Annotated in this window: 23 protein-coding genes and 1 other RNA gene; 12 read left to right on the top strand and 12 right to left on the bottom strand. The window is 56.0% G+C overall.

Translation table 11 applies throughout. The features are described 5' to 3' along the window. Positions 1-15 precede the first annotated feature (15 nt). On the bottom strand, positions 16-1,815 hold the full coding sequence (gene lepA / locus ACJ8HT_RS20175) for a translation elongation factor 4 (protein ID WP_033635625.1): 1,800 nt from the start codon (positions 1,813-1,815) through the stop codon (positions 16-18). A gap of 518 nt (positions 1,816-2,333) precedes the next feature. Between lepA and ACJ8HT_RS20170 the strand changes: the two genes are divergently transcribed. After that, positions 2,334-3,170 carry a hypothetical protein gene (locus tag ACJ8HT_RS20170; RefSeq protein ID WP_087762397.1) on the top strand — a complete coding sequence of 279 codons (837 nt, stop codon included), beginning with the start codon at positions 2,334-2,336 and terminating at the stop codon, positions 3,168-3,170. Here ACJ8HT_RS20170 and rseC read toward each other — a convergent pair. From rseC to rpoE, 4 genes are read right to left on the bottom strand one after another with little or no spacing between them, the layout of a single operon-like run. Beyond that, positions 3,167-3,643 (bottom strand): SoxR-reducing system protein RseC, encoded by a 477-nt coding sequence (gene rseC / locus ACJ8HT_RS20165; protein WP_049200768.1) that lies wholly within the window; start codon positions 3,641-3,643, stop codon positions 3,167-3,169. The genes ACJ8HT_RS20170 and rseC overlap by 4 nt on opposite strands. Beyond that, positions 3,643-4,599 (bottom strand): sigma-E factor regulatory protein RseB, encoded by a 957-nt coding sequence (rseB, locus tag ACJ8HT_RS20160; RefSeq protein ID WP_194573034.1) that lies wholly within the window; start codon positions 4,597-4,599, stop codon positions 3,643-3,645. The genes rseC and rseB overlap by 1 nt, the downstream gene beginning before the upstream one ends. After that, positions 4,599-5,252 carry an anti-sigma-E factor RseA gene (gene rseA / locus ACJ8HT_RS20155; RefSeq protein WP_060441113.1) on the bottom strand — a complete coding sequence of 218 codons (654 nt, stop codon included), beginning with the start codon at positions 5,250-5,252 and terminating at the stop codon, positions 4,599-4,601. Before rseA ends, rseB begins: the two co-directional genes overlap by 1 nt. A gap of 30 nt (positions 5,253-5,282) precedes the next feature. Beyond that, positions 5,283-5,858, bottom strand: a complete 576-nt coding sequence (gene rpoE, locus ACJ8HT_RS20150; RefSeq protein WP_004929136.1) for an RNA polymerase sigma factor RpoE — start codon at positions 5,856-5,858, stop codon at positions 5,283-5,285. A 214-nt stretch (positions 5,859-6,072) separates the two neighbouring features. Here rpoE and nadB point away from each other — a divergent pair, with 214 nt between their 5' ends. Then, the gene (gene nadB / locus ACJ8HT_RS20145) at positions 6,073-7,674 is read left to right on the top strand and encodes an L-aspartate oxidase (protein ID WP_197653308.1); all 1,602 of its coding nucleotides are present in this window, start codon (positions 6,073-6,075) and stop codon (positions 7,672-7,674) included. Between the two features lie 38 nt (positions 7,675-7,712). On the opposite strand, the gene trmN is transcribed toward nadB, so the two are convergent. Further along, positions 7,713-8,492 (bottom strand): tRNA(1)(Val) (adenine(37)-N(6))-methyltransferase TrmN, encoded by a 780-nt coding sequence (gene trmN, locus ACJ8HT_RS20140; protein ID WP_060441112.1) that lies wholly within the window; start codon positions 8,490-8,492, stop codon positions 7,713-7,715. Between the two features lie 99 nt (positions 8,493-8,591). Here trmN and srmB point away from each other — a divergent pair, with 99 nt between their 5' ends. Next, positions 8,592-9,914: an ATP-dependent RNA helicase SrmB gene (gene srmB, locus ACJ8HT_RS20135; protein ID WP_016929798.1), complete on the top strand. Its 1,323-nt coding sequence runs from the start codon at positions 8,592-8,594 to the stop codon at positions 9,912-9,914. Positions 9,915-9,966: 52 nt separating this feature from the next. Here the strand turns inward: srmB and ACJ8HT_RS20130 are convergent, their stop codons facing one another. The 3 genes from ACJ8HT_RS20130 to grcA form a co-directional block, all read right to left on the bottom strand. Further along, positions 9,967-10,722 carry an ankyrin repeat domain-containing protein gene (locus ACJ8HT_RS20130; RefSeq protein WP_194573032.1) on the bottom strand — a complete coding sequence of 252 codons (756 nt, stop codon included), beginning with the start codon at positions 10,720-10,722 and terminating at the stop codon, positions 9,967-9,969. Continuing rightward, complete coding sequence (locus tag ACJ8HT_RS20125) at positions 10,715-11,677, bottom strand: DUF2974 domain-containing protein (protein ID WP_159318514.1); 963 nt, start codon at positions 11,675-11,677, stop codon at positions 10,715-10,717. Before ACJ8HT_RS20125 ends, ACJ8HT_RS20130 begins: the two co-directional genes overlap by 8 nt. Before the next feature lie 183 nt (positions 11,678-11,860). Further along, on the bottom strand, positions 11,861-12,244 hold the full coding sequence (gene grcA, locus ACJ8HT_RS20120) for an autonomous glycyl radical cofactor GrcA (RefSeq protein ID WP_004929114.1): 384 nt from the start codon (positions 12,242-12,244) through the stop codon (positions 11,861-11,863). 346 nt (positions 12,245-12,590) lie between these two features. On the opposite strand from grcA, the gene ung reads away from it, so the two are divergent. After that, positions 12,591-13,274 carry a uracil-DNA glycosylase gene (gene ung, locus ACJ8HT_RS20115; RefSeq protein ID WP_033635636.1) on the top strand — a complete coding sequence of 228 codons (684 nt, stop codon included), beginning with the start codon at positions 12,591-12,593 and terminating at the stop codon, positions 13,272-13,274. Between the two features lie 55 nt (positions 13,275-13,329). Here the strand turns inward: ung and grpE are convergent, their stop codons facing one another. Then, positions 13,330-13,914, bottom strand: coding sequence for a nucleotide exchange factor GrpE (grpE, locus tag ACJ8HT_RS20110; RefSeq protein ID WP_025303955.1), 585 nt, complete (start codon positions 13,912-13,914; stop codon positions 13,330-13,332). Between the two features lie 125 nt (positions 13,915-14,039). On the opposite strand from grpE, the gene nadK reads away from it, so the two are divergent. The 3 genes from nadK (at position 14,040) to bamE (ending at position 17,245) form a co-directional block, all read left to right on the top strand. Further along, positions 14,040-14,918, top strand: a complete 879-nt coding sequence (gene nadK / locus ACJ8HT_RS20105) for an NAD(+) kinase (protein WP_019452304.1) — start codon at positions 14,040-14,042, stop codon at positions 14,916-14,918. 86 nt (positions 14,919-15,004) lie between these two features. After that, the gene (recN, locus tag ACJ8HT_RS20100; RefSeq protein ID WP_060425057.1) at positions 15,005-16,666 is read left to right on the top strand and encodes a DNA repair protein RecN; all 1,662 of its coding nucleotides are present in this window, start codon (positions 15,005-15,007) and stop codon (positions 16,664-16,666) included. 240 nt (positions 16,667-16,906) lie between these two features. Next, positions 16,907-17,245, top strand: a complete 339-nt coding sequence (gene bamE, locus ACJ8HT_RS20095; protein ID WP_004929101.1) for an outer membrane protein assembly factor BamE — start codon at positions 16,907-16,909, stop codon at positions 17,243-17,245. A gap of 115 nt (positions 17,246-17,360) precedes the next feature. On the opposite strand, the gene ACJ8HT_RS20090 is transcribed toward bamE, so the two are convergent. Next, entirely contained in the window at positions 17,361-17,645 is a 285-nt protein-coding gene (locus ACJ8HT_RS20090; protein ID WP_004929098.1) for an RnfH family protein, read from the bottom strand. Continuing rightward, positions 17,638-18,072, bottom strand: coding sequence for a type II toxin-antitoxin system RatA family toxin (locus ACJ8HT_RS20085; RefSeq protein ID WP_004929096.1), 435 nt, complete (start codon positions 18,070-18,072; stop codon positions 17,638-17,640). Before ACJ8HT_RS20085 ends, ACJ8HT_RS20090 begins: the two co-directional genes overlap by 8 nt. A 161-nt stretch (positions 18,073-18,233) precedes the next feature. Between ACJ8HT_RS20085 and smpB the strand changes: the two genes are divergently transcribed. The 5 genes from smpB (at position 18,234) to ACJ8HT_RS20060 (ending at position 22,901) form a co-directional block, all read left to right on the top strand. After that, positions 18,234-18,716 (top strand): SsrA-binding protein SmpB, encoded by a 483-nt coding sequence (gene smpB, locus ACJ8HT_RS20080; protein ID WP_016929804.1) that lies wholly within the window; start codon positions 18,234-18,236, stop codon positions 18,714-18,716. Positions 18,717-18,765: 49 nt separating this feature from the next. Next, positions 18,766-19,129: a transfer-messenger RNA gene (gene ssrA, locus ACJ8HT_RS20075) on the top strand. A 174-nt stretch (positions 19,130-19,303) separates the two neighbouring features. Further along, positions 19,304-20,518 carry an integrase domain-containing protein gene (locus ACJ8HT_RS20070; RefSeq protein ID WP_197653314.1) on the top strand — a complete coding sequence of 405 codons (1,215 nt, stop codon included), beginning with the start codon at positions 19,304-19,306 and terminating at the stop codon, positions 20,516-20,518. Continuing rightward, entirely contained in the window at positions 20,515-22,164 is a 1,650-nt protein-coding gene (locus tag ACJ8HT_RS20065; protein ID WP_197653309.1) for an RNA-directed DNA polymerase, read from the top strand. The genes ACJ8HT_RS20070 and ACJ8HT_RS20065 overlap by 4 nt, the downstream gene beginning before the upstream one ends. Continuing rightward, the gene (locus ACJ8HT_RS20060) at positions 22,161-22,901 is read left to right on the top strand and encodes a hypothetical protein (RefSeq protein ID WP_197653310.1); all 741 of its coding nucleotides are present in this window, start codon (positions 22,161-22,163) and stop codon (positions 22,899-22,901) included. The genes ACJ8HT_RS20065 and ACJ8HT_RS20060 overlap by 4 nt, the downstream gene beginning before the upstream one ends. The last annotated feature ends 650 nt before the right edge of the window (positions 22,902-23,551 follow it).

The following is a 23,551-nucleotide window of genomic DNA, read 5'->3' as shown; positions in this document are numbered from 1 at the left end:
GCGAACTCGTCGCGGTTACTTGCCGTCTTTACCGACGTGCAGAATGGCCAGGAACGCTTCCTGCGGCAGCTCGACGTTGCCGACCTGCTTCATGCGTTTCTTACCGTCTTTCTGTTTCTGCAGCAGCTTTTTCTTACGGCTGACGTCACCGCCGTAGCATTTCGCCAGCACGTTTTTACGCAACTGCTTCACGGTGGAACGCGCGATGATGTGCGTGCCGATCGCCGCCTGAATCGCGATGTCGAACTGCTGACGCGGGATCAGATCTTTCATCTTCTCCACCAGTTCACGGCCGCGATACTGCGAGTTGTCGCGGTGGGTGATCAGCGCCAGCGCATCCACGCGCTCGTTGTTGATCAGCACGTCCACGCGCACCATGTCGGAAGCCTGGAAGCGCTTGAAGTTGTAATCCAGCGACGCATAGCCGCGCGACGTGGACTTCAGGCGGTCGAAGAAGTCGAGCACCACTTCCGCCATCGGAATTTCATAGGTCAACGCCACCTGGTTGCCGTGGTAGACCATGTTGGTCTGCACGCCGCGTTTCTCAACGCACAGGGTGATGACGTTGCCCAGGTATTCCTGCGGCATCAGCATGTGGCATTCGGCGATCGGCTCGCGCAGTTCCTGGATATTGTTCAACGGCGGCAGCTTGGACGGGCTGTCGACGTAGATCACTTCTTTGCCGGTGGTTTCCACTTCGTAGACTACCGTCGGCGCGGTGGTGATCAGATCCAGATCGTATTCACGCTCCAGACGCTCCTGAATGATCTCCATGTGCAGCAGGCCGAGGAAGCCGCAGCGGAAGCCGAAGCCCAGCGCGGTGGAGCTTTCCGGCTCGTAGAACAGGGAGGCGTCGTTGAGGCTCAGTTTGCCCAGCGCATCGCGGAAGGATTCATAGTCGTCGGAGCTGATCGGGAACAGACCGGCGTACACCTGCGGCTTCACTTTCTTGAAGCCCGGCAGCGCTTTATCCGCCGGCTGACGCGCCTGCGTCAGGGTATCGCCCACCGGCGCACCGAGGATGTCTTTGATCGCGCAGACCAGCCAGCCCACTTCGCCGCAGTTCAGCACGTCGCGATCGACCTGCTTCGGCGTGAAGATGCCCAGGCGATCGGCGTTGTACACCTGGCCGGTGCTCATGACCTTGATCTTGTCGCCCTTGCGCAGCGTGCCGTTCTTGACGCGCACCAGAGAGACGACGCCCAGGTAGTTATCGAACCAAGAGTCGATGATCAGCGCCTGCAGCGGCGCATCCGGATCGCCCTGCGGCGGTGGGATGTCGCGCACCAGGCGCTCCAGCACCTCGGGCACGCCGACGCCGGTTTTGGCCGAGCAGCGCACCGCATCGGTAGCGTCGATGCCGACGATGTCTTCGATTTCCTGTGCGGCGCGATCCGGATCGGCGGCCGGCAGGTCAATCTTGTTCAGTACCGGCACCACTTCCAGATCCATTTCGATCGCGGTGTAGCAGTTGGCCAGCGTCTGGGCTTCTACGCCCTGACCGGCATCCACCACCAGCAGCGCGCCTTCGCAGGCCGCCAGCGAGCGGGAAACTTCATAGGAGAAGTCAACGTGGCCGGGGGTGTCGATAAAGTTGAGTTGATAGGTCTGCCCATCCAGCGCCTTATAATCCAGCGTCACGCTCTGCGCTTTGATGGTGATGCCGCGCTCGCGCTCCAGATCCATGGAATCGAGCACCTGCGCGGCCATTTCACGGTCGGACAAGCCACCGCAGATTTGGATAATGCGGTCAGACAGCGTCGACTTACCGTGGTCAATATGGGCAATAATGGAGAAATTTCGTATATGCTTCATTATAAAAGTTTTTCTGCCTTGGTATTTCTGAATTACTCGCCTATAGAAACCCGCATGGACCTAAAGCGACAGTGAATGGGTTAGGCCGTCTTGCACCTGAATCGCTGCATTCTACATGCCACACCACTGAAAACCTAGCGATCGGTGCAGTGAAGGCATTCTATTATGCGCAGCTAAATGTTACAGGGCACCCCGGCGGGTGAAAACAGATGTTAACACGGAAGATACGGCCTGAGCCCGGGGCTTGCAGGTACTCCGTGGCCGTCAAACTCCGGCGCTAATACATAACCGGCCGCAGCGCAATAAACCCTCTCCGAAATTATAAAAAAAGAATATTTGGATCAACCTCTTAGAATTCCATTTCGCCCCTTTGCCTTTAGGAAAAACCCCATATACGCCACCACCGCCCCTCGGATAGAAAGGGCATGAACTCCGCGACAAAACATTATTCCGGGCACTACATCGGCAGCCCACCGGGGTTCAGCAGCATATCTGCGTACGTTGATTGGAAGGTGCATATGATCGATAAAGGGCAAATGCTGAGCCGGCACGATTTTTCGAAGGTCAACTGGGGCATTCTGGCGGCGGCGGCGCTGCTGTTTAGCGTGGGAGCAGCGCTGTTGGTGCTGCCGCTGCTGAGCAGCATTGATGAGAGTGAAGTCATCACGCTGTTGCAGGCCGGCGCGGGCACGGTTTTACTCGGCTGTACGCTGCTGGCGCTGCGGCACTATCTGCGCCCGACGCTGACCTATCGCCTGTACGAGCACGGCGTGCGGGTCTTTGACGGCCACCATCACAAAGAACGCTTCATCCCGTTTGAGAAAATCGGCGACATCTATCGCTTTCGCGGCGGCAAAGCTTTTGGCGGGCTGTTTGACGTCACGGCGTTCCGCGCCGGCGCGGATCAGCCCTGGTGTACGGTTTTCAGCAACGTCGCCCATTCGTGGCGGCTGGCGGACGTGATCGTCGACCAACAGCTGCAGCAGCGCGGGCCGCTGGCATTGAATGCGCTCTATCAGGGGGAGGTGGTGCCGTTTCACACCGTTGAAGGCGACGCACGCTGGCTGTGGCAGCTGCTGCTGGGCAAACGGCAAGGTACGCCGACCGAAACGCTGCGGCTAAGCGCCACTTTGCTGGCCACGGAACGGGGAAACGTGCCGCTCGAGCAGATCCGCGCGGTGGAAAACCATCCGCAGCGCGGCATCCGTTTGCTCGACGGCCAGGGAAATGTGCTGTTCGCGATTAACTACGATTCGCTGCTCAGCGCCGATCTGTTCATCGCGCTGTTGGAGCATATGATCCACAACCGCATCCCCGCCTATCACAACCCGGCGATGACGCGGCCGTCGGTTTAAATCAGCGGGGAGTTTTCCGCCTGCATGCGCATCGCGGTAGGCGGCAACCCAATCTGCAGCACCACCGGCTGGTAATCGGCCTGCTCGCCCAGACGCCGGGCCAACCGGCGCGCCAGCATAAAGGCCGCCCCGCCGCCCAGCACGGCGCCGATCGCCGCCGAGGCGTCGCTACCGAAACAATATTGCAGCAAGGTACCGCCCAACATCATGCCCAGCAGCGGCGTCAGGTAAACCAGCATGGCGGAGCGCAGCAGGCTGCCTTCCGCAATGCCGACCTCGACGCGCTGCCCCGGTTCGAGCGGCTGATCGATATGCACCTGCAGCTGATGCTCGGTTTCCGGCACCAGCTCGTTCAACGCGCGCGCGCCGCAGCCGGAGCGCGCGGTACAGCTGCCGCAACCGGCCTTGGGTTCACAGCGCAGCAGCGCTACGCCCTGTTGCCACGAAACCACCGTGGCCCACTCTTTCATCATTACGGCGATACCTTGAAAGAAATGCTGTCGGCGATGCGTTTGGCCGTAGCCGGCGGCAATTCGCCCACGATAGTGATTTCGTTGCCCGCGCGCACTTCGGTCTGAATGGTGCGGCGCCCCTGACGATAGTATTGCTGCCCGGCTCCGCTGCCCGCCGGGCTGACGTTGACCGAGAAGCTGAACAGACCATCGCTGTAAAGCCGGGATTCGACCGGCACGGCAACGTTCGGCAATTTGCGGCGATTGCGCGCCACCTCGTCCACCCCGGCCGGCAGCCAGCCGGTGCTCCAACTGAGCTGGACGTTTTCCACCGCCGGCAGCGACAGCAGCGGCGGCAGGTTGGCTTTGAGCAGCCCCTGCATCGCGCCCTGCACGTCGGCGCCGACCGCGAAGGAGATCACCCGATATTGCTCCAGCGTTTCGCCGTCGCGGTCGAGCAGATCCACCCGCAGCGGCAGCTTGGTGTCCTCGTCCATCCAGACGATGTAGCTGTAGCGGGAACCGTCGCGCGCCACCACGCGCAGCACTTCACACGGCCGATCGGCGATGCGGGTGCTGCCCACGGAGATGAAGTCGTAGTACTTGGCCAGACGGGTGAAATCGGCATAGACGATCGCCGGCAACGCATCGACGATGTGATCGCCGGTGAGCGTGAACGGCTCCAGGCCAGGCTCGAAGTAGCTGATCCCGCCGCCGCGCTGCAAGACTTCGCGGCGCGGGCCGTCCATATGTAACAGCTGGCCGAGCGGCACGTTGCCTATCACCGCATGGCGATAGCGCAACGACTCGATTCCCTGCTTGCTGATGCTGATGTAGGCGAGCTCGTAATTGAGAGAACGGCTGGCGCTGCTCATCTGTTGCAATAACGCCCCGGACGCAGTTGGCTGCGCCGGGGCGGTGCTGGAATAGAGCAGGCTGCCCGTCAATAAACAAACGGAGAACCAGATTTGCTTCATTACTGCTGTTGCATTCCTAAAGACTGAGTTCCGGGAACCTGAATGGCAGCCTGTTGCGGGTTGCTTTGTTCAAGCTGCAGCTGATCCGAATGCAGGCGACGTTGCAGTTCATAGTCCTGCAGCATGGCGTTGATACGCTTGCGCTGTTCCTGCACCTGCTGCTGTTGGCCGCTGCCGGTGGAGAAGCTGTCGGCCGGGACGCCCAGGCTGACCGGTGAGGCCTGGCCCATGATCGGCAGCGTGGTGAAGGCCGGCGATTCGGACGCGTTCGATGTCGCAGCAGGTTGGTTATAGTGCTGTACGCCGACGATCACCGCCAGCGACACGCAGGCCGCCATACCGATTTGCGTAATCTGGCTCGCCCAAGGACGCACTTTGTCCCAGAACGGCATTTTCTGCCAGGTATGAGGCTGCGGCTGAGATTCCTGAACGGCGGAAGGCACCAGCCGGGCGGGTTCTTTCTCAAGTGCAGCGGCTACGCGATCGGCGATGTCGAGATGCATCACTTGCCCGACATCACCTCGCAGTGTGTCACGTATCAGGTGATAGCTCTGCCAGCTTTGTTGAAGCGTTCGATCTTGCGACAGAGAACTCAACAGCTCGCTGTCGAACGATTCACCATCCATCAGAGCGGAAAGCTTTTCTTTCTGCATGCCTAAGTACCCTTCCTGTGCCCGCCATTGCTAACGCTGGATCAGCGGTTGAACTTTATTATCGATAGCTTCCCGGGCGCGGAAAATACGCGAACGTACGGTTCCGACCGGGCAATCCATGATGGCGGCTATCTCTTCGTAGCTTAGACCATCCAACTCCCGCAGGGTAATCGCCATGCGAAGATCCTCAGGGAGCGACTCAATGGTACGGAAAACTATCTGTCTCAGCTCTTCTGACAACATTAAGTTCTCAGGGTTCGAAATTTCTTTCAGTGCGCCCGCACTTTCGTAATTTTCCGCATCGTTGGCGTCCACATCACTGGATGGCGGACGGCGCCCCTGAGCAACCAGATAATTCTTTGCCGTGTTCACGGCGATTCGATACAACCAGGTATAAAAAGCGCTGTCGCCACGGAACGATTCCAGTGCGCGATAGGCCTTGATAAACGACTCCTGCACCACATCGGGCACATCGCCCTGCGGCACATAGCGGGAAACGAGACTCGCCACCTTATGCTGATAGCGCACTACCAGTAGGTTAAACGATTTCTGATCGCCCTTTTGGACCCGCTCGACCAGAACTTGATCCGTTAACTGCTCGCTCATCCGAGGTAAACTCTCCCCAAATCCGTCTCCACGCGTAAAATTGTACTGCCAGCCATACATTATTTTCCTGAGCAAGCACTCGCTTGGAGTTCATATAGAACACGAAGTTCCATATCGCCATTGTTTTTTCTGTTGATGTCGCCCTATCCGTGGCTTTTGCCCGGACAGTTAGGCTAACATGAAATTCACTCTTCTTCTGCACACATCATACGTTATGCAACCATCATCTGAACATGTTAGCGATGTACTGATCGTCGGCAGCGGCGCTGCGGGCCTGTCACTGGCGCTGCGCCTGGCGCAGCATTGCAAGGTTACCGTTCTCAGCAAGGGGCCGCTCAGCGAGGGGGCCACCTTTTACGCCCAGGGCGGGATCGCCGCGGTGTTCGATGAGACGGACAGCATTGCCTCACACGTTGATGACACTTTGATTGCCGGCGCCGGCCTGTGCGACAAAGAGGCCGTCGAATTCATCGCCGGCAACGCGCGCCACTGCGTGCAGTGGCTGATCGATCAGGGCGTGCTGTTCGACACCGAGGTCAACGCGCAGGGCGAGGAGCATTATCACCTCACGCGCGAAGGCGGCCACAGCCATCGCCGCATTCTGCACGCCGCGGACGCTACCGGTAAGGAAGTAGAGACCACGCTGGTGGGGAAAGCAAGCGCTCACCCCAATATTTACGTGATGGAGCGCCGCAACGCGGTTGACCTGATTACCTCGAACAAAATCGGCCTGCCGGGCACCCGCCGAGTGGTGGGCGCTTACGTCTGGAACCGCGAGCTGGAGCGGGTGGAAACCTACCGCGCCAAAACGGTGGTGTTGGCCACCGGCGGCGCAGCTAAGGTATACCAATACACCACCAACCCCGATATCTCCTCCGGCGACGGCATCGCCATGGCCTGGCGCGCCGGCTGCCGGGTCGCCAACCTGGAGTTCAACCAGTTCCACCCGACCTGCCTGTTCCATCCTCAGGCGCGCAACTTCCTGCTGACCGAAGCGCTGCGCGGCGAAGGGGCTTACCTGAAGCGCCCGGACGGCAGCCGCTTTATGCCCGATTTTGACCCGCGCGGCGAACTGGCCCCGCGCGATATCGTCGCCCGCGCCATCGACCATGAAATGAAGCGCCTGGGCGCCGACTGCATGTACCTGGACATCAGCCACAAGCCGGCGGAGTTCATCACCCAGCACTTCCCAATGATCCAAGAGAAGCTGCTGACGCTGGGCTTCGATCTGACCCGGCAACCGATCCCGATCGTCCCGGCGGCGCACTACACCTGCGGCGGCGTGATGGTCGATCAGCACGGCCGCACCGATCTCGACGGGCTGTACGCCATCGGCGAGGTCAGCTATACCGGCCTGCACGGCGCCAACCGCATGGCGTCGAATTCGCTGCTGGAGTGCCTGGTGTACGGTTGGTCGGCGGCGGAAGACATTCTGCAGCGCCTGCCGTTCATTCAGCAGGCCAAACAGGTGCCGCACTGGGATGAAAGCCGGGTGGACGATGCGGACGAACGGGTGGTGATTCAGCACAACTGGCACGAGCTGCGGCTGTTCATGTGGGATTACGTCGGCATCGTGCGCACCACCAAGCGGTTGGAACGCGCCCTGCGCCGCATCAACACGCTGCAGGCGGAAATCGACGAGTACTACGCTCACTTCCGCATCTCCAACAACCTGCTGGAGCTGCGCAATCTGGTGCAGGTGGCCGAGCTTATCGTGCGCAGCGCCATGGCGCGCAAAGAGAGCCGCGGCCTGCACTACACGCTGGACTATCCGGATCTGCTGCCGGAAGCGCTGCCGACCATTTTGCAGCCTTAAACTCTGCGACAGGGCGCCTAATCGGTGCCCTTTTCTTTTCAGTAGAACAGATAGAAGTCGGCGATCAACCGGCGGAAATCGTCGGTATAGCTGCCATCGGCCTGCTTGATCGCCAGCGCCTGCTCCCGCAGCGGCGTTTCCCGCCGCGTCAGCGCCAGCAGCACCCGGTGCAGCGGCGTATCGGCCCGATCGCTGACGTTCACTTTCGCCGCCGTCTGCCAGCCGCTTTGCTGCGCCAGACGTTCGAATTCGGCGCCGATGTCGTGCGGCAGCACCACGCAGAACGTTCCCTGTTCCGCCAGCAGCTGTGCCGCACAGGCCAACAGCGCATCGTGCGTCAGGGTTTCGGTGTAACGCGCGTTGTGGCGCGCCTGGTCGCGGCAGGCCACCGCCGGCTCGAAATAAGGCGGATTACTGACGATCAGATCATACTCAGCGGCATGCTGCTGCGCATAATGGTGAATATCCTGCGCATGCACGCGGATGCGCTGCGGCCACGGTGACTCCGCCGCGTTTTCGCGCGCCTGGCCGGCGGCGGCTTCATCCAGCTCCACCGCGTCAATGGTCACTTCGTCGCCGCTGCGCTGCGCCAGCATCAGCGCGATCAGCCCGCTGCCGCTGCCGATGTCCAGCACCCGGCGCGCCTGCCCCAGCGGCGCCCAGGCGCCGAGCAGCACCCCGTCGGTGCCCACTTTCATGGCGCAACGATCGTGGGCGACAAAGAATTGTTTAAAGGTAAAACCCCCGCGGCGCGGGGTAAAATCGGCTTTCGATCGCTTGCTCACACTCACCACCTGGCTATAAAACTGGCGTAGCATAAGGCAATCTGATCGACGGGAAAAGAGCGGCTTTCCGCTTAAATAGGTGAAGATCGCGGCCAACCCGTCTATAATCGGCGCCCCAAGTAGAGGTAGACCATGACAGCAACCACTTTTTCCGAACTCGAACTCGATGATCGCCTGATCGACGCGCTGCGCGACAAAGGCTACGATCGCCCCACCGCCATTCAGGCCGCTGCGATCCCGCCGGCGATGGACGGGCGCGACGTCTTAGGTTCGGCTCCGACCGGCACCGGCAAAACCGCCGCCTTCCTGCTGCCCGTGCTGCAGCACCTGCTGGACTTTCCACGCAAAAAATCCGGCCCGCCGCGCGTACTGATCCTGACGCCAACGCGTGAACTGGCGATGCAGGTCGCCGATCAGGCACGTGAATTGGCTGCTCATACCTCGCTGGATATCGCCACCATCACCGGCGGCGTCGCTTACATGAACCACGCGGAAGTGTTCAGCGAAAACCAGGACGTGGTGGTCGCCACCACCGGCCGTTTGCTGCAATACATTAAAGAAGAGAACTTCGACTGCCGCGCGGTGGAAACCCTGATCCTCGACGAAGCCGACCGCATGCTCGACATGGGCTTCGCGCAGGACATCGAAACCATCTCCGCCGAAACCCGCTGGCGCAACCAGACGCTGCTGTTCTCCGCCACGCTGGAAGGCGAAGCAATTCGCGAATTCGCCGAGCGCATCCTGAAAGAGCCGGTGGAAGTGGAAGCCGATCCGTCGCGCCGCGAACGCAAAAAGATCCTGCAGTGGTACTACCGTGCCGATGACGTGCAGCACAAAACCGCGCTGCTGATCCACCTGCTGAAGCAGCCGGACGTGCAGAAATCGGTGATCTTCGTGCGCAAACGCGAGCGCGTGCACGAGCTGGCCACCTGGCTGCGCGAAGCAGGCATCAACACCTGCTATCTCGAAGGCGAAATGGTGCAGGCCAAACGCAACGAAGCGGTCAAACGCATGATGGATGGCCGGGTTAACGTGCTGGTCGCCACCGACGTTGCCGCACGCGGTCTGGATATCCTCGATATCACCCACGTGTTCAACTTCGACATGCCGCGCACGGCGGACACCTACCTGCACCGCATCGGCCGTACCGGCCGCGCCGGGCGCAAAGGCACCGCCATTTCGCTGGTGGAAGCGCACGACCATCTGCTGCTGGGCAAAGTGGGCCGTTACCTGAACGAGCCGCTGAAAGCGCGCGTGATCGACGAACTGCGGCCGAAAACCAAGGTGCCGAACGAGAAGAGCAACGGCAAGCCATCGAAGAAAGTGCTGGCCAAACGCGCGGAAGATAAAGCGAAGAACAAAGAAAAGGCCAAGGTGAAAGTGCGCCATCGCGACGCCAAAAACGTCGGCAAACGCCGTCAGGCGAAGGCCAAACCGGCCGGCGACGCGGAATAACCACCGCTGCCTAAGAAAAAACCGCCTGTACAGGCGGTTTTTTTATGGGCGTTTACTGCTGCGCGTAGTGCGTGGCCAGGCGGTGCCCCTGCAGCCATTTATCCAGTTCGCGGAACTGCGCCTTCAGTTCGTCATTCTGCAAATGCGCCGGCGTTTGCGAGAAATAAAACTGGAACGCGACGCCCTGCTGGTTGCGCGCCCGGGCATCGGCCCCGGCCTGCAACAGCAGCAGCGCCAGGTGCGGCGCGTTAATCTTCGCCGCCAGATGCAGCGGAGTATCCCCCAGCCGGTCGCTCAAGGTGGTGTCCGCCCCGGCCGCCAGCAACATCCGCAGTTGCTCTTCACGCCCGGCCAGCACCGCCGCCGCAAGCGGCGTGGCGCCGGTAACGGCATTACGCACGTTCACCTGCGCCCCTTTGGCCAGCAGCAACCGCAGGTACTGCGCGTCTTGCAGCATCGCCGCGGTGTGCAGCGCACTGTTGCCGTCCAGCCCTGCCGCCGCCGGGTCGGCGCCGAGATCCAGCAACGCCTGCACGCTATCCGGCTGCTGCGAAAGCACCGCCCACTGCAACAGCGTGACCTGCCGATCGCCCCGCTCGCGCAAACGATCCTGCGTGGCCTGCGCATGGATACCCTGCGTATCGCCGCGCGCCACCGCCTGAGCCAGCGCCAGATTGCTGCGGCCGTCAAACGGCGAAATCTCCTGCCCCATCTGTTGCTCCTTAGCCATCATCAGTAAACCGGTCACCGCGACCAGCGCCAGTAAGGCTATCGCCAGCGCCCGCCGCAAGCGACGCCCTTCAGGCATTGGCCTTCGCCTCCCACGGCTTTTGTTCCGCCATCGAGCTTATCACCTTGTCGATGCCGTGCGCCGTCAGGCTGCGATCCAGATGCTTGCTCGGCCGCCAGTCATCGATGCCGGTCAGGGTATCGTTGTTGGCCAGGGTGATGTTGTGGCCGATGGCGTCCGGGATCAGCGAGGTCGATTCCTGGGTGCTGGTCAGCATGTCATATTGCTCGCTGTAGCGGCGAATGCCGCCGGCTTCGGCATCTTTCTTCGCCGCCGCCGGATCGATACCCAGGCGATTCAGGGTGTAATCCGAGACCCCGGCCGCGTTGAAGGTGACCGCGACGGTGCCGGTCGCCAGCGCGGCGGTGGCCGCCAGACCGCCGCCAAGCGAATGGCCGGCGATCACCAGTGCATCGCCGAAGGCCGCCTTGGCGCTTTTGGCAGCGGCAACCGCCTGATTGTACTGCACATCGTCATAGCCCGTCGCCTGCCGTACGTTGCTCAGCCAGTCGCGCCAGTCGTTAGTGCCGGCGAACGCCAACACATACTGCTTGTCGTTGCTGTAAATCCCGGCCTGGAAACCGCTGCCCGCGTCGTGCAGGCTGGCGGGATCGATGCCGAAACCGAGCAGCGCGCTGTCGCTCAGGCGGTTGAACCCGGCGGCACCCTGGCCAGTGAGTGAGTAAACGTCCTTGGCCAACAGCGCCAACGCATAATCCCCCTCCTGCGATTGCTGCCCCCGCGTCACGCCCGGCGCTGCCGCCGCCGTCGGTGCCGCCGCTGAGATATCGCCGACCAGCGTATTCAACAGATTCTGCGCATTGAGCGTGTTCTGAGAGGGAGAGGCCACCGGCGCCGGATTTGCCGGCGCTGCCGCGGGCTGCGCCGCCGTCGCCGTCTCGGTAGCGGCGCGAGGCGTAGGGATCGCGGCCACCGGGGATACTGCAGAGGTAAAACTTAAAGGCATACTCATGCCGACTCCTTGTCGATAGACTTTTTATTGAGCACCTGAATAGGTGCTGATTTAGCTATCGGCAGGTCGGATGAGTTCTGTATTAGAAATGCTTATCTTTGTACAGAATGTGATCCACGTTCGGTTTTCGGCCGCCAAACGCCAGAAAGGGAGCCGAAGCTCCCTGATTGACTGCGCCGCAAATTACAGGCTTTCGGTAAAGGTGCGGGCGATAACGTCGCGCTGCTGTTCCGGCGTCAGGGAGTTGAAGCGCACCGCATAGCCGGACACGCGGATGGTCAGCTGCGGGTATTTTTCCGGGTGCTTGACCGCGTCTTCCAGGGTTTCGCGACGCAGCACGTTGACGTTCAGGTGCTGACCGCCTTCCACGCGCACGGTCGGCTGCATTTCCAGCGGCACTTCACGGTATTCGATCTGGCCCAGGTCGCTCACCGCGACAACCTGATCTTCCGCGTAGTTGGCCTTGGCGCACACGCAGCGAGCTTCCGCTTTTTCATCGTCCAGCAGCCAGAAAGAATTCACCAGCGCCTGGTCATTCGCTTTGGTAATTTGAATACCGGTAATCATTATGTTGCCTCCGTACAAGGGCGTAAAAATTCACGTCGTGAGAAAACCCAATTCTGGTTTCGGCCATTTGGTAAAACCATTGTTGTCTTGTTGTTCTGTATACCAGCCTGACCAGGCCAGTTCCTTGATTAAAATCAATTTTTACCGGGTAGGCACAGGGCGTGAAGGGGCAAATTTATGTTTTATATCAATTTTCCCACTGCGGCAAAAACCAATTATTTTTGTAAATTTTCAAAAATAATTGCATAAGACACGGCGGTGAGAAATGAAAAGCGGGTTTCGCTGCGCGTGCCGAAACGGTAAGCTATAGCCCATGAATTGCTAAAGAAAACAAAGGAGAGCGTTTATGGCCACCTCCCTCACCTGGCATGACGTGATCGGCAAAGAGAAAGAGCAGCCCTATTTTGTTGAAACGCTCGCCTTTGTTGCCGCTGAACGCCAGGCCGGTAAGACCATTTATCCACCGCAGAAGGACGTGTTCAACGCTTTCCGCTATACCGAGCTGGCGGACGTCAAGGTCGTCATCCTCGGCCAGGATCCGTATCACGGCCCCAATCAGGCGCACGGTCTCTCTTTCTCGGTGCGCCCCGGCGTACCGGCGCCGCCGTCGCTGGTGAATATGTATAAAGAGCTGGCAACCGACATTCCCGGCTTCGAACGCCCGGATCACGGCTACCTGCAAAGCTGGGCCGAACAGGGGGTGCTGCTGCTCAACACCGTGCTGACGGTGGAAGGCGGCCGCGCGCATTCGCACGCCAACCTGGGCTGGGAAACCTTTACCGATAAAGTGATCGCCGCCCTGAACGAGAACCGTGAAGGCGTGGTGTTCCTGCTGTGGGGCTCGCACGCGCAGAAGAAAGGCAACTTTATCGACCGCAACCGCCACCATGTGCTGAAGGCGCCGCACCCGTCGCCGCTCTCCGCGCACCGCGGTTTCCTCGGCTGCCGTCACTTCTCGCAGGCCAATCAGCTGCTGGAGCAGCAGGGGCTCACGCCGATCGACTGGATGCCGCGCCTGCCGCAGGCGTAGCACAGAGACAAAAAAGGCACCCTCGGGTGCCTTTCTTTATGCGTTGCCGGGGCGATTACGCCTTGGCTTTGGAGACTGCAACCATCGCCGGACGCAGCAGGCGGCCGTTCAGCGTATAGCCTTTCTGCATCACCATCATCACGTGGTTCGGTTGATGATCGGCGGATTCCATCATGCTCATCGCCTGATGCACTTCCGGGTTGAACGGCACGTTGACGTCGCCGACGATTTCGATGCCGTACTTGCGCACCACGTCCAGCAGCGATTTCAGCGTCAACTCGATGCCTTCGATCATCGCGGCCAGTTCAGGATTGTTTTTATCCGCCAGATCCAGCGCGCGCTCCAGGTTGTCGATCACCGGCAGCAGATCGCCGGAGAATTTCTCCAGGGCGAACTTGTGCGCTTTCTCGACGTCCAGTTCAGCGCGGCGGCGGATGTTTTCCGCTTCCGCTTTGGCGCGCAGCAGGCTGTCGCGCTCGTGCTGCTGAGCTTCCGCCAGTTGGGCTTCCAGTTCGGCGATACGCGCATCGCGCAGATCGACGCCTTCCGCCGCTTCCGGCAGCGTATCATCGTGATGAGCGTGTTGTTCCATTTCTTCCGAGACTTGCTCGTTTGGCGTCTTCTGTTCTTTACTACTCATGAATATCTCCGCGTTTTAGCATTAATCTCGCAACTTGGCTTATTATGGGGATCAAAACCGGGGTTTCAAGTCAACCGGTCACAATGTGGGGCATAAACGGGTCCCGGTGAGGAAAATCACAACAAATGAATAAAAAATTCGCCTGTATTGGCATTGTTGGCCACCCGCGTCACCCTTCAGCGCTGGCAACCCACGAGATGCTGTTCCACTGGCTGGTCGCCCGCGGCTATTCGGTGATGGTCGAACGCCAGATCGCCCATGATTTGGGGCTGAAAGACGCCGTGACCGGCAGCCTGGCGGATATCGGCCAGCGGGCCGATCTGGCGGTGGTGGTGGGCGGCGACGGCAACATGCTCGGCGCCGCGCGCGTGCTGGCGCGTTACGACATCAAGGTGATCGGGGTCAACCGCGGCAACCTCGGCTTCCTCACCGATCTCGATCCCGACAACGCCCTGCAGCAGCTGGCGGACGTGCTGGAAGGCGAATACATCGACGAACAGCGTTTCCTGCTGGAAACCATCGTGCATAAAGAGCACCAGCAGTGCCGCATCAGCACCGCCATCAACGAAGTGGTGCTGCACCCCGGCAAAGTGGCGCACATGATCGAATTCGAAGTGTACATCGACGATCGCTTCGCCTTCTCGCAGCGCTCCGACGGCCTGATCATCGCCACGCCGACCGGCTCCACCGCCTACTCGCTCTCTGCCGGCGGGCCGATCCTCACCCCGTCGCTGGAGGCGATCGCGCTGGTGCCGATGTTCCCACACACTCTCTCCGCCCGGCCGCTGGTGATCAACGGCGACAGCACCATCCGCCTGAAGTTTTCGCAGATCGGCAGCGATCTGGAGATCAGCTGCGACAGCCAGATCGCACTGCCAATCCAGGAAGGGGAAGAAGTGCTGATCCGCCGCAGCGATTTCCACCTGAATCTGATTCACCCGAAGGACTACAGCTATTTCAACACGTTAAGCACCAAGCTGGGCTGGTCGAAAAAATTGTTCTAAAATCTGCGCTGGCCACTTTACTGTATATAAAACCAGTTTATACTGTATGAAATTACAGTTATGTATTTATACACAGGAAGGTTCCCATGCTGGCGCAATTAACCATCAGCAACTTTGCTATCGTTCGTGAGTTGGAAATCGATTTTCAACCGGGTATGACGGCGATCACCGGTGAAACCGGCGCCGGCAAATCCATCGCCATCGATGCGCTGGGGCTGTGCCTCGGCAACCGCGCCGACGGCAACGTGGTGCGCCTGGGAGCCGCCCGCGCCGACATCTGCGCCCGCTTCTCGCTGGCGGACACCCCGTCCGCGCGCGAGTGGCTGGAACAGAACCAGCTGGACGACAGCAACGAATGCCTGCTGCGCCGGGTGATCAACGCCGACGGCCGTTCACGCGGCTTTATCAACGGCACCGCCGTGCCACTGTCGCAGCTGCGCGAACTGGGGCAACGCCTGATCCAAATCCACGGTCAACACGCCCATCAGTTGCTGCTCAAACCGGAGCACCAAAAAGCGCTGCTCGACGCCTACGCCGACGAACCCGCCCTGCTGGCGGCGATGAGCCAGGCCTACCAACGCTGGCACCAGAGCTGCCGCGAGCTGGCGCACCATCAGCAGCAGTCCATCGAGCGCGAAGCGCGCAAGCAGCTGCTGCAATACCAGTTGAAAGAGCTGAACGAATTCGCGCCGCAGGCCGGCGAGTTCGAACAGACCGACGCCGAGTACAAGCGCCTGGCCAACAGCGGCCAGCTGCTGACCCTCAGCCAGCAGACGCTGCAGCTGCTGGCCGACAGCGACGAGAACAACATGCTCAGCCAACTCTACAGCGCCAAGCACCTGCTGCTCGAGCTGGCCGGGCTGGACGACAAGCTCAGCGGCCTGCTGGACATGCTGGAAGAGGCCTCTATCCAGATTAGCGAAGCCAGCGATGAGCTGCGTCACTACGCCGATCGTATGGATCTCGATCCCAATCGCCTGCACGAGCTGGAACAGCGCCTGTCGCGCCAAATCAGCCTGGCGCGCAAACACCAGGTTGCGCCGGAAGAGCTGCCGCAGCTGCATCAGCAGTTGCTGGATGAACAACAGCTGCTTTCACAGCAGGAAAGCGACCATGAGCACCTGAACGAGGCGGTCACCCTGCATCACCAGCAGGCGCTGGCGCTGGCGGAGCAGCTGCATCAGAAACGCCTGAATTACGCCGCCGAGCTGACCACGCTCATTACCGACAGCATGCAGGCGCTCTCCATGCCGCACGGCAAGTTCAACATCGATGTGCGTTTCGAGCCGCAGCATCTGAGCGCCGAAGGGGCCAGCCGCACCGAGTTCTGCGTCTCCACCAACCCGGGGCAGCCGCTGCAGCCGCTGGCGAAGGTCGCCTCCGGCGGTGAGCTGTCGCGCATCGCGCTGGCCATTCAGGTGATTACCGCCCGCAAGATGGAAACCCCGGCGCTGATCTTCGATGAGGTCGACGTGGGCATCAGCGGCCCGACCGCCGCCATCGTCGGCCGCCTGCTGCGCCAGCTCGGCGAATCCACCCAGGTGATGTGCGTGACCCACCTGCCACAGGTGGCCGGGTGCGGGCATCAGCACCTGTTCGTCAGCAAGCAGACCGACGGCACGGTCACCGAAACCCAGATGGCGCCGCTGGATAAGCGCGCCCGGCTGCAGGAGCTGGCGCGCCTGCTCGGCGGCAGCGAAGTCACCCGCAATACGCTGGCGAACGCCAAAGAACTGCTGGCGGCATAAAAAAGCTCAACTTTTTCACTTTCCTGCGGTCTGACAGTGACGCTGTTGACCCGAAAGATATCTAAAGTGCGGCGCGGCGGCGATTCGAAGCCTCCTCAACGGCCTGAAACAGGCCAAGCGCTTGAGGTGCTGAAAGAAAGCCAACGCGTCGCAACTTGAAAGATGAAGGGTATAAAGGTTTCCAACTGCCGCAAGGTCTATTATCATCGGCATCCTATGCCCTAAAGGAATGTGATTACTATGCGCTGTAAAACGCTGACTGCCGCCGCTGTAGTTCTTGTGATGCTGACTGCAGGCTGTTCTACTTTTGAAAAGGTGGTTTATCGTCCTGACATCAACCAGGGGAACTACCTGACGTCGACCGACGTGGCGAAAATTCAGAAAGGGATGACCCAGCAACAGGTCGCTTACACATTGGGCACCCCAATGCTGCAAGACCCGTTCGGGACTCAGACGTGGTTCTATGTGTTCCGCCAGCAACCTGGCCATGAAGACATCACCCAGCAGACGCTGACGCTGACCTTCGACAGCGCAGGCGTGTTGACCGATATCCAGAACAAACCGGCGCTGACCAAGTAATCGGCGCCGCCCGCTCTTCCGGCCCATGAGGGGCATGATGTTCCTCATGACAGTCGCAGGCTGCAACGCGGAAGAGAAATCAGTTTCAGATAAAAAATAAGGCGCTCATAGCGCCTTATTTTTTTGCCTTTTCTGCCCGTTGCCGGCGCAGCTCTTTCGGATCGGCTATCAAGGGCCGGTAGATCTCCACCCGGTCACCGTCGTTCAGCGTATCGCCCAGCTTGGCCGGGCGGCTGTAGATGCCGATTTTATTGCTCTTGAGATCGATATCCTGGCGCAGCTCCAGCAGGCCCGAAGCCTGGATCGCCTGCTCGACGCTGCTGCCCTCGGCCAGCTTCACCTTGCGCAGGTACTGACGCTCCGGCAAGGCGTACACCACCTCGACCTGGATGTCAGACACTGTAGACCTCTTTCGCCCGCTGGGTAAATGCCTGCACCATGCTACCCGCCAGCTCTTTGAACACCTTGCCGAACGCCAGCTCTATCAGTTTGTTGGTGAACTCGAAGTCCAGGTGCAGCTCCACCTTGCAGGCCTCTTCGCTCAGCGGCGTGAACTGCCAGCCCCCCATCAGCTTGCGGAACGGACCATCGACCAGCTGCATATTGATGCTCTGGTTATCCAGCAGCGTATTGCGCGTGGTGAAGGTCTTGCTGATACCGGCCTTGGCGACGTCCACCGCGGCGGTCATTTCGTTGGAGGTAGCGTTAAGCACCCGGCTGCCGGTGCAGCCTGGCAGAAAATCGGGATAAGAATGAACATCGTTAACCAACTGATACATCTGCTCGGCGCTGAACGGCACTAATGCAGACCGACTGATCTGGGGCATATCATTTCCTGTGAGACATAAAACGTACAGATAATACCATTTATCTGGCGGCAAACAAAAAATCTGCTAAGGGATGGGGGCGCCAAAAATGCGAAAAATTGCGCAGGTGCTGAACGGGAAAGGATTTCTTTCGCTGAAGCATCCAGTATAATGAACGCACTATGACAAAGAAAAAAGCACACAAACCCGGTTCCGCCACCATTGCTCAAAACAAGCGCGCACGTTTCGAATACTTCATTGAAGAAGAGTTCGAGGCGGGCCTGTCGCTGCAAGGGTGGGAAGTTAAATCGCTGCGTGCAGGCAAAGCCAACCTCAGCGACAGCTACGTGACGTTCCGTGACGGTGAAGCCTATCTGTTTGGCGCCACCATCACTCCGCTCAACGTGGCTTCGTCGCATGTGGTGTGCGATCCGACGCGTACCCGTAAACTGCTGCTGAACCGACGCGAGCTGGATACCCTGCTCGGCCGCGTCAACCGCGATGGCTACACCGTGGTGGCCTTGTCCCTGTATTGGAAAAATGCCTGGAGCAAGATCAAGATCGGCGTAGCCAAAGGCAAGAAAGAGCACGACAAACGCGATGACATCAAAGATCGCGAATGGCAGACGGCGAAAGCCCGTATCATGAAGCACGCCAATCGTTAAGCCGCTGGCTTATCGAGGTAAACTTCTGGTATACTGCACAAAGTTACTTGGGGCTGATTCTGGATTCGACGGGATTTGCGAAGCCCTAGGAGCATGCCGAGGGGCGGTTGGCCTCGTAAAAAGCCGCAAAAAAATAGTCGCAAACGACGAAAACTACGCTTTAGCAGCTTAATACCCTGCTTAGAGCCCTCTCTCCCTAGCCTCCGCTCTTAGGACGGGGATCAAGAGAGGTCAAACCCAAAAGAGATCGCGTGGACGTCCTGCCTGGGGCTGAAGCGTTAAACTCAATCAGGCTAGTCTGTCAGTAGCGTGTCCATCCGCAGCTGGCCGGCGAATGTAAAGATTGGACTAAGCATGTAGTGCCGACGGTGTAGTAATTTCGGACGGGGGTTCAAATCCCCCCAGCTCCACCACATTATGTTCCGGATACGTCCGGGAAAGTACGGAAAGCCCGCATCCCACCTAGGTTTGCGGGCTTTTTTGTATCCGTAATCGTCCGAGCGTCTCCGGCTAAATCCGGGATTTATTGGTATACGTTTAGGTATACGTTAAAATGTATGCCATAAACGTATACCAATTATGGAAGAATCCACGCATGGCGCACTACACGCCCCCTCACGCATACCGAAGTACAAAAAGCCAAAGCCACCGATAAAGACCTCACCCTGCATGACGGTGACGGTTTGTTCCTGTTAGTCAAAACCTCCGGAAAGAAACTCTGGCGTTTCCGTTACCTTCGCCCTGGCACCAGCTCACGCACTATGATCGGCATCGGTTCATACCCAGCCATTTCCCTGGCCGATGCTCGGCAGATCCGCGCAGAGAAACTCGCCATACTGGCAAAGGGGATTGACCCACAGGCCAAAGAAGCCGAAGAGATAGAACAGCAACAGATCGCGCAGGAGAGCATTTTCCTTAACGTTGCCAAGCAGTGGTTCGCATTGAAGCAAGCCCACGTAAGCGTGGATCACGCGAAAGATATCTGGCGTTCCATTGAGAAAGATATTTTGCCCTCCCTGGAGAATGTCCCTGTTCAGGAAATTAAGGCCCGTTTGCTAATCCAGGTGCTGGAGCCTATCAAAGCGCGTGGAGCTTTGGAAACAGTTCGCCGATTGGTGCAACGCATCAACGAAATCATGATCTACGCTGTCAACACCGGCTTGATTGAAGCTAACCCGGCCTCAGGTATTGGTGATGCGTTTGAACGCCCCAAAAAGCAGCATATGCCGACGATACGGCCCGAAGAACTGCCTAAGCTGATGCGTACTATTTCGATGAGTAATCTATCTATACCAACGCGCTGTTTGCTGGAATGGCAATTGCTTACGCTGATACGCCCTGCAGAAGCCTCGGCAACAGCGTGGGCCGAGATCGATATCGAGAAAAAGGAGTGGCGCATCCCGGCCGAACGAATGAAAGCGAAGCGAGATCACATTGTTCCACTCTCAGATCAGGCATTATCAATACTTAAGATAATGGAACCAATAAGTGGTAACCGTGTGTACGTATTCCCAAGTCGCAACGACCCACATAATCCTATGAACAGCCAAACTGCGAACGCAGCGCTTAAACGTATCGGATATGGTGGGAAATTAGTTGCGCATGGTTTACGTTCTATCGCCAGTACGGCAATGAATGAGGCTAGCTTTAACCCAGATGTAATTGAAGCAGCATTAGCTCATAGCGATAAGAATGAAGTTCGAAAAGTATACAATCGCTCGACTTATATTGAACAGAGAAAAGAGTTGATGGCTTGGTGGGGAGCATTAATTATTAATAGCAAAAATGGAGTTTACGCATGACAAAGACAACAAAGCCTGTATTTAAATTTAAACAGGAAGATATTGAAAGCTGCTTTAAGCTTGCCTTGAAAAATATAGTTAAGTATGGTGATACGGATATTTTTCCTTTCCCATATGAAACTAGAATGTTTGATGACATGGAAGTTGAAATGTTAGCATCCTTAAAGGATACATATGATAATTTTGATAAAAAAAGAGATATCGCCCCACCGCTAAACATTAGCAGTTGTTCTACAGTCGGATATACTGGATATAGATGGGCAACCCAGATAGACCCATACTGGAATGCTTTTTTCTTAGGCTTGGTAATTAAGCTAAGCAAGGAAATTGAGAATGACAGACTCGACGAAAACACTGTTTATTCCTATAGGTACAGTCCAGACATCTCTGATTTTTCATTATTTGATAAAAAAGTTAATTGGCGAAAATTCCAGCTTGATAGCTTAAAGCTTTGTGAAGAAGGTGATGATGTTAACTTTATTTTGACCTGTGATATTGCAGATTTTTACCCTAGAATATACCATCACCGTTTAGAGAATGCATTAGACCGCCTGGATGAACACAAAAACACATCAAGTAAAATCAAAAAACTTCTACAGCTTTTTTCAGGCACAAACTCTTATGGAGTCCCTGTTGGTTGCCCAGCTTCCCGTATACTTGCTGAATTATCCCTTAGCTCAATAGATCATATTTTAAGCGTGCATGGGTTTAAATTTAAGCGATATGTAGATGACTTTTATATATTTTGTGAGAGTAAAGAATCAGCGCATTCAGCATTAACCTTTTTAAGCAGAAAGCTTATGGAAAATGAAGGACTTACATTACAAAAACACAAAACAAATATAATGTCAAAAGAGGAATTTATAATATTAACAAAATCAAAAGTCAACGGACTAGACGAAGATGAAAAATCCCCAATGAAAGCAAACTTTATGTCACTGCCTATTAGGTATGATCCATATTCTGCAAATGCAGCGGAACAATATGAAGAGATAAAGGACGCTCTCAAGAATTTTGACCTATTGGGAATGTTAAGTGATGAATTACAAAAATCGAAAATCAATCAACCATTTAGTAAACAACTAATCCGCTCTTTTGCTGCGGTAGATGACAGCACGCTTTCCAGTGCTTACAACGTCATCTGCTTAAGTTTTAATGATTTATACCCTATTTTTACGACTATTATGCAGGTTGCTACATCTAACTGGGATAGATTTGACGCTCGTACTAAAGATTATATATTCAACTCAGTGAAGGACTTAATTGATAAAGACTCATTCATTCTTAAGACGGAGTTAAATCTAGCGTATGTTTGCAAACTATTATCTAGACAAAACAGCACAACAAGTCAAATACTATTGACTGAAGTTTATAACAATAACATTAATAGTATTTTAATAACAAACATAGTCACTCAAGCGATGCTTAAATGGAATGTCCATTTTTGGTTATCAGATTTGAAACGTAGCTTCCCAACAATGAATGCATTGCAACGAAGAACTTTTATCATTTCAACATATCAATTAGGGGATGAAGGAGAGCACTGGAGAAATCATAACAAGAGGAATTTAAATTTCATAGAGACAATTTATAAAGAGTGGGGAGCTAAGAGGAAAGCAACTAAGAATATTGGAGATGCTTTATGATTTCCGAACTCACATTTGCAAAAAGATTTACATCCTTCTGGAACCAATTATTGCCAAACGAAAAGCATTATGTGCGTCTTATTAATGACGGGCTTTTCGAGATAGTTGACGCTCCTACTGGCGAGCTAAATAGAAAAGAGAACATTGCTTTAATAAATGAACTGGCGTTTGAGATATACAAACAGATATTATCAAATAAAATAAAAACGCCTAGTTTAGATTCAATCGAGTTTTATAAAAGTGATAAGTTCCTTGAAATATACGCCAATGCTAAAAAAAGATTATCTAAGTTTGCTTACGGTTCTAATTTTTCGTTACCTTTAACATCAAAGGAACTAACCACAACCCGAATGTTAACCCTAAGGTTATATACACGATATTATGACAGTATGAAGGACATCATTATATCGCCTTTCTTTTCAGGTTGTGGTTATATAAACCATTCAAACGGAGACTTATACATTCCAGGTAGATTGATAGAGATAAAGTCAGGTGCTAGGAACTTTGGAGTAGTAGACGTTAGGCAAATATTAATTTATTGTACATTGAACTTTTACTCTAAGAAAAGACTAGTTATTGATGAAGTTGAGCTGTTCAATCCTAGGATGGGTATATCATATTCATGTAAAACAAATGAACTATGCGAAAACCTTGGCTCGCTCAATCAAGAAGATCTTTTCTTCGAAATTAAACAACACATAACTGAGAATAGCTTTATAGAAGGTGCAATATTATAATCCATCGCGGCTGAAGTATTTATTACATCAGCCGACGCCTATTTACCCCATCAAAAAAATAATATTCTTCACGAATTAACCAGTCAAAATAAAATAGACTAATGCATTGAAATTAAAACCTGCAGATTCAACATCCGAATTTCTTGCAAAACTAATGGGTGATCGGTGTGTTTTCTGCTTTCATCTTAACTGCGGCTCCCTTATCCATGCTCTCTGATTTTACCTTGCTCTCGCATTGAACTGCGGATTAACAAGATAACAGACTATTTAGGACAAGGGGTGAAAGGCAAAAGCCTCCCTGCAAAAATCCGTGCCGTAATGGAATATCTAGTATGGCTATGAAATTCACTTTCCGGGTAGAAGAAAAACTTCAACTTTTATTGTTTCGGGTTTCAATGGTTGGCACAGAGCTTCATCCAAGTCTTCAAGCGTTTTAAACATACAACAACACTAAATAATCCGCATATAAGATGCATGACAGTGTAAGCATCCCGGCTTTAGTTCCATGAACTTTTTGAGATATCCGTTGTTTTGACCTTGGCCCAAAATCAGTGCAGTGCTAAATCAGAGATCTTCGTCTTTCCGGAGACTTCGGATGAATTCAGCCGGAGTCATGTCATTTAATGATGAATGCGTCCTTTCGTGGTTGT

Source organism: Serratia sp. CY44782 (genome assembly GCF_052168715.1).
Taxonomy (GTDB): domain Bacteria; phylum Pseudomonadota; class Gammaproteobacteria; order Enterobacterales; family Enterobacteriaceae; genus Serratia; species Serratia nevei.
This window is presented reverse-complemented; position numbering and strand designations above follow the sequence as displayed.

Bases quoted from the DNA above. Each gene is read 5' to 3' on its own strand.
- lepA (WP_033635625.1), bottom strand. From the start codon at position 1,815: ATGAAGCATATACGAAATTTCTCCATTATTGCCCATATTGACCACGGT.
- ACJ8HT_RS20170 (WP_087762397.1), top strand. From the start codon at position 2,334: ATGATCGATAAAGGGCAAATGCTGAGCCGGCACGATTTTTCGAAGGTC.
- rseC (WP_049200768.1), bottom strand. From the start codon at position 3,643: ATGATGAAAGAGTGGGCCACGGTGGTTTCGTGGCAACAGGGCGTAGCG.
- rseB (WP_194573034.1), bottom strand. From the start codon at position 4,599: ATGAAGCAAATCTGGTTCTCCGTTTGTTTATTGACGGGCAGCCTGCTC.
- rseA (WP_060441113.1), bottom strand. From the start codon at position 5,252: ATGCAGAAAGAAAAGCTTTCCGCTCTGATGGATGGTGAATCGTTCGAC.
- rpoE (WP_004929136.1), bottom strand. From the start codon at position 5,858: ATGAGCGAGCAGTTAACGGATCAAGTTCTGGTCGAGCGGGTCCAAAAG.
- nadB (WP_197653308.1), top strand. From the start codon at position 6,073: ATGCAACCATCATCTGAACATGTTAGCGATGTACTGATCGTCGGCAGC.
- trmN (WP_060441112.1), bottom strand. From the start codon at position 8,492: ATGCTACGCCAGTTTTATAGCCAGGTGGTGAGTGTGAGCAAGCGATCG.
- srmB (WP_016929798.1), top strand. From the start codon at position 8,592: ATGACAGCAACCACTTTTTCCGAACTCGAACTCGATGATCGCCTGATC.
- ACJ8HT_RS20130 (WP_194573032.1), bottom strand. From the start codon at position 10,722: ATGCCTGAAGGGCGTCGCTTGCGGCGGGCGCTGGCGATAGCCTTACTG.
- ACJ8HT_RS20125 (WP_159318514.1), bottom strand. From the start codon at position 11,677: ATGAGTATGCCTTTAAGTTTTACCTCTGCAGTATCCCCGGTGGCCGCG.
- grcA (WP_004929114.1), bottom strand. From the start codon at position 12,244: ATGATTACCGGTATTCAAATTACCAAAGCGAATGACCAGGCGCTGGTG.
- ung (WP_033635636.1), top strand. From the start codon at position 12,591: ATGGCCACCTCCCTCACCTGGCATGACGTGATCGGCAAAGAGAAAGAG.
- grpE (WP_025303955.1), bottom strand. From the start codon at position 13,914: ATGAGTAGTAAAGAACAGAAGACGCCAAACGAGCAAGTCTCGGAAGAA.
- nadK (WP_019452304.1), top strand. From the start codon at position 14,040: ATGAATAAAAAATTCGCCTGTATTGGCATTGTTGGCCACCCGCGTCAC.
- recN (WP_060425057.1), top strand. From the start codon at position 15,005: ATGCTGGCGCAATTAACCATCAGCAACTTTGCTATCGTTCGTGAGTTG.
- bamE (WP_004929101.1), top strand. From the start codon at position 16,907: ATGCGCTGTAAAACGCTGACTGCCGCCGCTGTAGTTCTTGTGATGCTG.
- ACJ8HT_RS20085 (WP_004929096.1), bottom strand. From the start codon at position 18,072: ATGCCCCAGATCAGTCGGTCTGCATTAGTGCCGTTCAGCGCCGAGCAG.
- smpB (WP_016929804.1), top strand. From the start codon at position 18,234: ATGACAAAGAAAAAAGCACACAAACCCGGTTCCGCCACCATTGCTCAA.
- ACJ8HT_RS20065 (WP_197653309.1), top strand. From the start codon at position 20,515: ATGACAAAGACAACAAAGCCTGTATTTAAATTTAAACAGGAAGATATT.
- ACJ8HT_RS20060 (WP_197653310.1), top strand. From the start codon at position 22,161: ATGATTTCCGAACTCACATTTGCAAAAAGATTTACATCCTTCTGGAAC.